The 7,173-nt window shown below is 67.8% G+C and carries 10 protein-coding genes; 6 read left to right on the forward strand and 4 right to left on the reverse strand.

Translation table 11 applies throughout. The features are described from left to right. Positions 1-154: 154 nt before the first annotated feature. Positions 155-1,255: a pyridoxal-phosphate-dependent aminotransferase family protein gene (locus ACFUJR_RS23130; protein WP_383178131.1), complete on the reverse strand. Its 1,101-nt coding sequence runs from the start codon at positions 1,253-1,255 to the stop codon at positions 155-157. Between the two features lie 153 nt (positions 1,256-1,408). Between ACFUJR_RS23130 and ACFUJR_RS23135 the strand changes: the two genes are divergently transcribed. Further along, positions 1,409-1,585, forward strand: a complete 177-nt coding sequence (locus tag ACFUJR_RS23135; RefSeq protein WP_383450672.1) for a hypothetical protein — start codon at positions 1,409-1,411, stop codon at positions 1,583-1,585. 42 nt (positions 1,586-1,627) lie between these two features. Then, complete coding sequence (locus tag ACFUJR_RS23140; protein ID WP_383178111.1) at positions 1,628-2,236, forward strand: HK97 family phage prohead protease; 609 nt, start codon at positions 1,628-1,630, stop codon at positions 2,234-2,236. Between the two features lie 8 nt (positions 2,237-2,244). On the opposite strand, the gene ACFUJR_RS23145 is transcribed toward ACFUJR_RS23140, so the two are convergent. Next, on the reverse strand, positions 2,245-2,640 hold the full coding sequence (locus tag ACFUJR_RS23145; RefSeq protein ID WP_383178114.1) for a hypothetical protein: 396 nt from the start codon (positions 2,638-2,640) through the stop codon (positions 2,245-2,247). A 946-nt stretch (positions 2,641-3,586) separates the two neighbouring features. Next, positions 3,587-3,796 (reverse strand): hypothetical protein, encoded by a 210-nt coding sequence (locus ACFUJR_RS23150; protein WP_383178117.1) that lies wholly within the window; start codon positions 3,794-3,796, stop codon positions 3,587-3,589. A gap of 234 nt (positions 3,797-4,030) precedes the next feature. On the opposite strand from ACFUJR_RS23150, the gene ACFUJR_RS23155 reads away from it, so the two are divergent. Genes ACFUJR_RS23155 through ACFUJR_RS23165 form a run of 3 tightly spaced genes read left to right on the forward strand, consistent with a single transcriptional unit; the run spans position 4,031 to position 5,572 of the window. After that, positions 4,031-4,201, forward strand: a complete 171-nt coding sequence (locus ACFUJR_RS23155) for a hypothetical protein (RefSeq protein ID WP_383178120.1) — start codon at positions 4,031-4,033, stop codon at positions 4,199-4,201. Next, the gene (locus ACFUJR_RS23160) at positions 4,182-4,706 is read left to right on the forward strand and encodes a DUF6879 family protein (RefSeq protein WP_383178123.1); all 525 of its coding nucleotides are present in this window, start codon (positions 4,182-4,184) and stop codon (positions 4,704-4,706) included. The genes ACFUJR_RS23155 and ACFUJR_RS23160 overlap by 20 nt, the downstream gene beginning before the upstream one ends. 20 nt (positions 4,707-4,726) lie before the next feature. After that, positions 4,727-5,572 (forward strand): helix-turn-helix domain-containing protein, encoded by an 846-nt coding sequence (locus ACFUJR_RS23165; protein ID WP_383178125.1) that lies wholly within the window; start codon positions 4,727-4,729, stop codon positions 5,570-5,572. Positions 5,573-5,576: 4 nt separating this feature from the next. On the opposite strand, the gene ACFUJR_RS23170 is transcribed toward ACFUJR_RS23165, so the two are convergent. Beyond that, a complete protein-coding gene (locus ACFUJR_RS23170) occupies positions 5,577-5,930 on the reverse strand; it encodes a hypothetical protein (protein WP_383178128.1) in 354 nt (117 codons plus the stop codon). A 123-nt stretch (positions 5,931-6,053) separates the two neighbouring features. Here ACFUJR_RS23170 and ACFUJR_RS23175 point away from each other — a divergent pair, with 123 nt between their 5' ends. Further along, positions 6,054-7,124 carry an amidohydrolase family protein gene (locus tag ACFUJR_RS23175; protein ID WP_383450679.1) on the forward strand — a complete coding sequence of 357 codons (1,071 nt, stop codon included), beginning with the start codon at positions 6,054-6,056 and terminating at the stop codon, positions 7,122-7,124. The last annotated feature ends 49 nt before the right edge of the window (positions 7,125-7,173 follow it).

Raw genomic sequence — 7,173 nt, forward strand, 5'->3', positions numbered from 1 at the left:
AAAAAAAGGGCGGGGGGGGGCGTCTCCGGGGGTCTGGTGGGGAGGGGGGGGGGTGGGGGGGGCCGGGGGGGGGGGGGGGGGGGGGGGGGGGGGCTGTTGTGCCCCCCCCCCACCCCCCGCCCCCTCGCCGGATGTGCCGCGCCTCAGGCTCGCCCTAGCTCCACGCCTCCGTCGCCGCGCGGCGCGCGGCCTCCAGGTCCACCGGGCGGCCCGTGTCGGCGAGAGCCGCGCCCACGGCCGCCAGCGAGGACTGCACCGCGCCCGGGGTCGCGTCCACGCCGTAGTGGTTGACCCGGATCATCTCCTTCGCCAGCGCGCCGCCGCCCGCGATCAGCGGCAGCGACGGATCCGCCGCCAGCGCCCGGGCGACCAGCTGCGAGGCGTCCACGCCCGCCGGAGCGCGCAGCGTCGTCGCGACCGGGGCCGCGTCCTTCGCGTCGTGGACGTACGGTTCGAGGCCGCCGCCCAGCGCCAGCGTGCCCGCCCGCGTCGCGGCCGCGGCGGACGAATGGCGGGCCATCAGGGCGTCCAGGCCCTCCGCCTCGATCCGCTCCACGCACGCTTCGAGCGCCAGCATCTCCAACTGCGCCGGTGCGTGCAGCAGAGCCTTGCGGCCGCCGTCGATCCAGCGCTCCTTCCAGTCCAGCAGCGAGAGGTACGAGCGGCGCGGTGCCCGCGGGTTGGCCGCGAACCGCTCCCACGCCCGCTCGCTCACGGAGACCGCCGAGACACCCGCGGGGCCGCCCATCGCCTTCTGCGCGCCGATGACGCACATGTCCACGCCCCACTCGTCCGGCAGTACCGGTTCCGCGCCGATCGAGGCCACCGCGTCGAGGTAGAACAGTGCGCCGTGCGCCCGCACGACCTCGCCGATCGCGGCGACCGGGTTGGTGTTGCCGGTCGCCGCCTCCGCGTGCACCAGCGACACGAAGTCGATCTCCGGGTGCTCGGCGAGCGACCGCTCCACCTGAGCGGCCGTCACCGCCGTGTGGAACGGCACGTCCAGGTCCACGACCGTGGCGCCGCAGTCCCGCAGCCAGTTGCCGAACGTCTGGCCGTACGGCCCCGTGACGATGTTCAGCGCGGTCGAGCCCGGCCGGGCACCGCTGCGGATGCAGCCCTCCAGCGGCAGCAGCGCCTCGCCCTGCGTGATCACCACGTCCTGCTCCGTCGAGAGCAGGGCGGCGACCCTCCGCTCGATGGACGCGAAGTGCGCGGCGGTCAGCGGGGCCAGGTCGAGCAGCGGATGCGTCACGGTCACGGCGGTGCCTTCTTCGAAAGGAGGGTCGAACGTCGGTTCAGGGTACCGAGCCGGTTCCGTACGCTTCGGACGTCCGGGCCCCTTCACGCCCGAAACCGGACAACAGGCGCGTACAGCCCTGGCCGGCGATCGACGAATGATCCCTCTGTGGCGGGAAGCCCGCCCCTCGTAGAGTGCGTGGCGTTCATCGGCCCTGGCATCCTCCAGAACTCTGCCAACCACCTCCCGGACGGGCGAGTCGGCTGGTACGCGTACTGGCGGGTCGGCGCCGACGTGCTGACTACGAACGCATTCAAGATGCTCGACGTCCAGACGGCGGCGTGATGCGAGATGAGCGATTCAACTCGCAGTAACAGCCCGCCGCTTGTGGTCACCCGGTCGTTCGAGAGCCGAGCCGGCGGCGAGCCGATCCTGTACCGGTCGTACGGGGCTCTTGTCAGCGCGGACGGTGCGGCAGATAGGCGGACGATCTTCGGGATCGTCTGTCCGTTCAACCAGGTCGTCGAGATCCGGGACAGCTACGGCGGCTACCTGGAGCGGTTCGCAGCGGGTGCCTTCCGCAAGACGATCAACGAGGCAGGCGCCCGTGTGAAGTTGCTCCGGGGGCATGACGCCCGGTCCCTGCCGGTCGGGAGGGCTGTCGAGCTGAGGGAGCAGCCGAACGGCCTGTACGGGGCGTTCCGGGTCGCCGAGACCGCTGCCGGAGACGAGCTACTAACCCTGGTCCGCGATGGCGTCGCCGACGCCTTCAGCGTGGGCTTTCGGCCCATCAGGGAACGGGAGCAGCGCACCGACAGCGGCATGATCGTCGTGCGCACAGAGGTCCAGTTGATGGAGGTGTCTGTGGTTGCGCTCGGCGCATACCCGTCGGCGCTGATCGCCGGGATCCGGTCCGCCGACAGCGGTCTGTGGACGCCTGGGCGACGTGCGGCATACCTGCGGGGACTGGAACTGGAGGAGCTTCTGGCGCTGTGATACCGCGTCTATGCAGCCCGCTTCTCGCCGTTGCGATTGTCCTTGACGTGCAAGGCTCCTCCGTTTCGGGAGCCCTGCGGCGAAGGAGCGGGCGACCCCCAGAGACTGCTTGTCCCTTGTCCTGGTGGGAGATACTCCGCCTTGACCATATCCTCCTGCTCTACTTGTTCCTTGACCCTCTGGAACATCCCAGGAAGCATGGCGGGCTTCGGCGCCGCCAACTGCTCTCTGTCTAGATCTTCAAGACGCTTCGGGTCGTAGGAAGCGCCATTTCGCAAGCGATCGAACACATCGCGCCGTTGATGCGCGATGCCCTCCCACTTGACCTGAGCTTGAGAGGTCGTATTCGCCCAAGCGGCAAGGCTGCCCGCGATAGTCGTCAGTGCAGCGGCAGCGACCGACACCCACGCCACAGTGGGACGCGCCCAGTTCTCGTTCCAGGCTTGAGCAGTGATTCCACCAGCGACTGCACTGCACCCAGCCGCAAGGAGTGAGACGATAAGCCCCAGCAATTTCAGCCCAGATGCTTGGCGTGCCAGGGCGTGATCCCACGTCCATGCGGTGATTAGGTCCTGAACCAGGTGAGGGTGCTGCCGCATGTAGGGGTCAACGCGCGGTGCGTGCTGAGTTCTATGCAGCCTCATGGCATCAGTTTGCGCCCGCAAGCGGCTCGTTGCATCTCCGCATCTGGGTTCTGTCGAGTCGAGGGCGCAGGCGCAGGTAGGGGGCGGGCCGGGCGACGCAAACACGGGATGAGCAGCGAACGACTGCTCCTGCCTGTCTCTCTCCCCGAAAGGTATTTCTTCCTCCGCTCGCCTACCATGGGTCAAGGGGTAAGGGAAGCAGGGGTGATGGAATCATGGAAATCAATAGGGAAAGCCCGGCGGATGGATTCGCTCTCGGACCGGACGACAGTCACGCAGTCATCTTCGGTCCCACCAAGGGGGGCTGGTTCGTGGTCTGGCCTAATCGAGATGAAGGATGCGCGGAATTTCGCCTAGTGCCGGGGTCCGAAAATTTCAGCGCCGACGAGATTGAGGACTGGGCGCGGCGGTATTTTTCCGCAAATAAGATCAACTTCTGATCGTGGACGTTTGAAGCCCGCTACTACTCCATTCCCTTACTCAACGTGCTCGGCAGGAGCCCGCATCGCTTCCGCCATCCTTTCGGCTGCCTCTGCGCGCACCATCCCCAGGTGTACGTATGGCTTGCCACTGTGGGTCACCATCGGGCGCACGCTGCCCCAGACGCTTTCGGGAAGGCCGAGAGCGGCCATGGCTGCCCGGATCGCCTCCGCCGCGTCCGTCGCTTCCTTGCGGCCGTCCTGGTATGTGCGCATGTCCATTGCCATCAGTGGGCCCCAGAGGCGTGGTCGCGGATGTTCGTGGCGTGCTTGGCGGCCTGGGTGATGCTGCCGAGTTCCTTAGCCGCGTTGAGGCGCTGCCACTCGTGCTGGCACCTCTTGCAGTCCCGGACCGGGGCGCAGTCCAGGAGCCACGCGTTGAAGCCGACAGGAAGGACTACAGGTCGCTCCTGTGTTGTCTTGTGCTTCGTGGCCATTGGTCTCCCCGACTTCTCCGTGACTCCGGTTATGACCGTAGGAGTTGGGAACAGGCCGGTCCACGAAGTTGCACGCGGTTGCACGCAAGCCGTGGCGACCTTGACGCCCTGGTCGCGGCACCGTGAGGCTCTGGTGCAACCGAAAGCAACCGACTCGTCATGGGGAGGGGTCATGGACCTACGGTTCGTCGGGAAAGATCCAGAGTCCGGAGATCACGGCTGCCCGGCGTGTGGGTGGACGAGGACACGCGAGATCTCGTCATCCAGGGCACGAAAGCCGACACCGACACGATCGCCCGGACCGTCGAGGACAGCCCGCTACCCGACCATGAGGGCGTGATCCGGCTACCGCAGCGCATGATCCCGCTGCTGAGGGAGGCACTTGATGACGCAGAGCCTCAGTAGCTTTGCCGACCTGATCCAATCCGTGGAGCACTCAGCCGTGCACCTTGAGATGCGGGACCTGTACGCGATTGCGGACGAGGACGACGGCTTCGCGGCGTGGAAGCGGGGCCACCGGCTCGACCCGGACGACCGTCAGTCGTGGTGGCGTCCATGGCTCGACCTCGTCCAAGAGGTCACCGCCAAAGGCGTCATGATGCGCCGTGCGCGGATCGTCGGTGAGCCGCCGAGCGAGTACATCCGATATGAGCACTCGTTCACGTTCACTAACGTCGCCGCAGGGGAGGAGATCCGCTGCCTTCCGAGACGTCAGGCCTCCGACCTCGCGCTGCCGGGTAACGACTTCTGGCTCTTCGACGGCCGCATCGTTCAGTTCAACGTCTTTGACGGCGACGGGCGTTGGGTGCACACCGACCAGACTGACGAGCCGGCGTTGGCCCGGTTGTGCTCAACCGCGTTCGATGCTGTCTGGGAGCGGGCCATCCCGCACGACAAGTACGTCATCTGAGAAGCCCGGTACGCCAGTTCATGTCCACGTCCCCGCTATCCACCGCCCAGGTCGCCCGCGCGGCCATCGCTACCCGCCTGGACGAGATCCGGAGGGATGCCGGGCTCACGGGGCTTGAGCTGGCGCAGCGATGTGGCTGGCACAAGTCAAAGGCGTCCCGCATCGCGAGGGCCAAGACCGCTCCGTCGGACGACGACATTCGGGCGTGGTGCAGGGCTTGTGACGCGGAGGAGCAGGCGGGCGACCTCATCGCTGCCTCGCGTACCGCGGAGTCCATGTACGTCCAGTGGCGGCAGCTCCACCGTGACGGGATGCGGCGCGTCCATGAGAAGACTCTGCCGCTGTACCAGCGAACACGCCATTTCCGTGTCTACGCCTCGAACCTTGTGCCCGGCATGCTCCAGACTGCCGAGTACGCCACAGGGCTCCTGCGGTCCATCACGGACTTCCAGGGCACGCCCGACGACGTCGCGGACGCGGTACAGGCACGTCTGAACCGGTCCCGCGTGGTCCACGAGGGAGACCATCGGTTCGCGCTGCTGCTGGAAGAGACCGTGCTCTACTACCGCGTCAGCGACGAGACGGCGATGAGAGGGCAACTCCGCCACCTGCTTGAGATCATGTCCCGGCCGAATGTGTCCCTTGGCATCATCCCGTTCACCGCCCGCCGCAGCGTGTGGCCGCTGGAAGCTTTCTACGCCTTCGACGAGGATCAGGTGGCCGTCGAGACCCTGACGGCCGAGGTCAACATCAAGGCTCCGGGCGAGATCCGCACCTACCTCAGGGCGTTCGCCGAGCTGTCCCAGGTTGCCGTGCACGGCCGCGAGGCGAAGGAGCGCATCACCGGGGCGATAGCCTCTCTCTAATTCCTCAGCAGCGTTCCAGGGCCTTCAAAATGTCTTCCCAAGCCGCACGGATTTCGGCGACCGAGATCGAGATGTCGTTGGTAGTCATGCGCGCGTCGTATGCAGCTTCGATGATCTCTTCTGCTTCAGTCGGACACTTGGCGCGCAGTTCATCCTCGGCGCGCCACAGCAGGTCGCGGAGTGCGCCGATGGAGCCAGCAGGGGCGCGATGTTTCCTGGCGCAAGCGAGGCAGACGCTGTTGTTGGAGCGCCAGGAGAAGAAGTCGACTGCGTGGGCGGTGGTCTCCTTGTCACAGAGGGGGCAAGGGTGCGATGCCCGGAACGCCTTGTTCTCCCGCGCGATGTAGATGCTGGACATAACGACCCCTCGACGGCCTGTCTCCCTCCAGCCTGCACCTCGCTGCTCCCGTCCGCCCATCGGCTGGGAAGATGCCAAGTGCAGGCATACTGGGAGCAGGAAAAGGTGCGAGGAAACTTGACTGTGCTGCATGTGAAGGGGCGGGTGCTCGTCGGCCCGGAGGACGTACGGGACGAGCTGTGGGCGGTCGACGGCCGGATCACGTACACCCGCCCGTCCGGCGAGGCGCTGACGGTGGAGGGCTGGGCCCTGCCGGGGCTCGTGGACGCGCACTGCCATGTCGGCCTGGACCAGCACGGCCCGGTCGACGAGGCCACCAGCGAGAAGCAGGCGCTGACCGACCGCGACGCGGGGACGCTCCTGATCCGTGACGCGGGCTCGCCGTCCGACACCCGCTGGATCGACGAGCGCGAGGACCTGCCGAAGATCATCCGTGCCGGCCGCCACATCGCCCGCACCCGCCGCTACATCCGCAACTACGCCCACGAGATCGAGCCCGAGGACCTGGTGGCCTACGTCGGCCAGGAGGCGCGGCGCGGCGACGGCTGGGTGAAGCTCGTCGGGGACTGGCTCGACCGGGACGCGGGCGATCTGGGCGCCTGCTGGCCCCGCGCCGAGGTCGAGGCGGCGATCGCCGAGGCCCACCGGCTCGGGGCGCGGGTCACCGCGCACTGCTTCGCGGAGGACTCGCTGCGGGACCTGGTGGAGGCGGGAATCGACTGCATCGAGCACGCCACCGGACTCACCGAGGACACCATCCCGCTCTTCGCCGAGCGGGGCGTCGCGATCGTCCCGACGCTCGTCAACATCGCCACGTTCCCGCGGCTCGCGGAGGGCGGCGAGCAGAAGTTCCCGCGCTGGTCGGCGCATATGCGACGGCTGTACGAGCGCCGGTACGACACCGTCCGCTCGGCTTACGACGCGGGCGTCCCGGTCTTCGTCGGCACGGACGCCGGAGGCTCCCTGGCGCACGGGCTTGTCGCGGCCGAGGTGGAGGAACTGGTCAAGGCCGGCATCCCGCCGATCGAGGCCCTCTCGGCGACGGCCTGGGGTGCCCGGGCCTGGCTGGGCCGCCCCTCCCTGGAGGAGGGCGCCCCCGCGGACCTCGTCGTCTACGCCGAGGACCCCCGCGCGGACGTCCGCGCCCTGGCGGCCCCACGCAGGGTCGTCGTGAACGGCCGGGTGACCGCCTGACGCGGGCGGGGGAAGGAGGGGGGAAGAAACGAGGAAATTAAACGCAAGG

Origin of the sequence: Streptomyces sp. NPDC057271 (assembly GCF_042668715.1) — a bacterium.
Classification (GTDB): domain Bacteria; phylum Actinomycetota; class Actinomycetes; order Streptomycetales; family Streptomycetaceae; genus Streptomyces.

What these genes read in the sequence shown, in the direction of transcription:
- ACFUJR_RS23150 (WP_383178117.1), bottom strand. Translation starts at nt 3,796, where the DNA reads ATGGCCACGAAGCACAAGACAACACAGGAGCGACCTGTAGTCCTTCCT.
- ACFUJR_RS23160 (WP_383178123.1), top strand. Translation starts at nt 4,182, where the DNA reads ATGACGCAGAGCCTCAGTAGCTTTGCCGACCTGATCCAATCCGTGGAG.
- ACFUJR_RS23165 (WP_383178125.1), top strand. Translation starts at nt 4,727, where the DNA reads ATGTCCACGTCCCCGCTATCCACCGCCCAGGTCGCCCGCGCGGCCATC.
- ACFUJR_RS23170 (WP_383178128.1), bottom strand. Translation starts at nt 5,930, where the DNA reads ATGTCCAGCATCTACATCGCGCGGGAGAACAAGGCGTTCCGGGCATCG.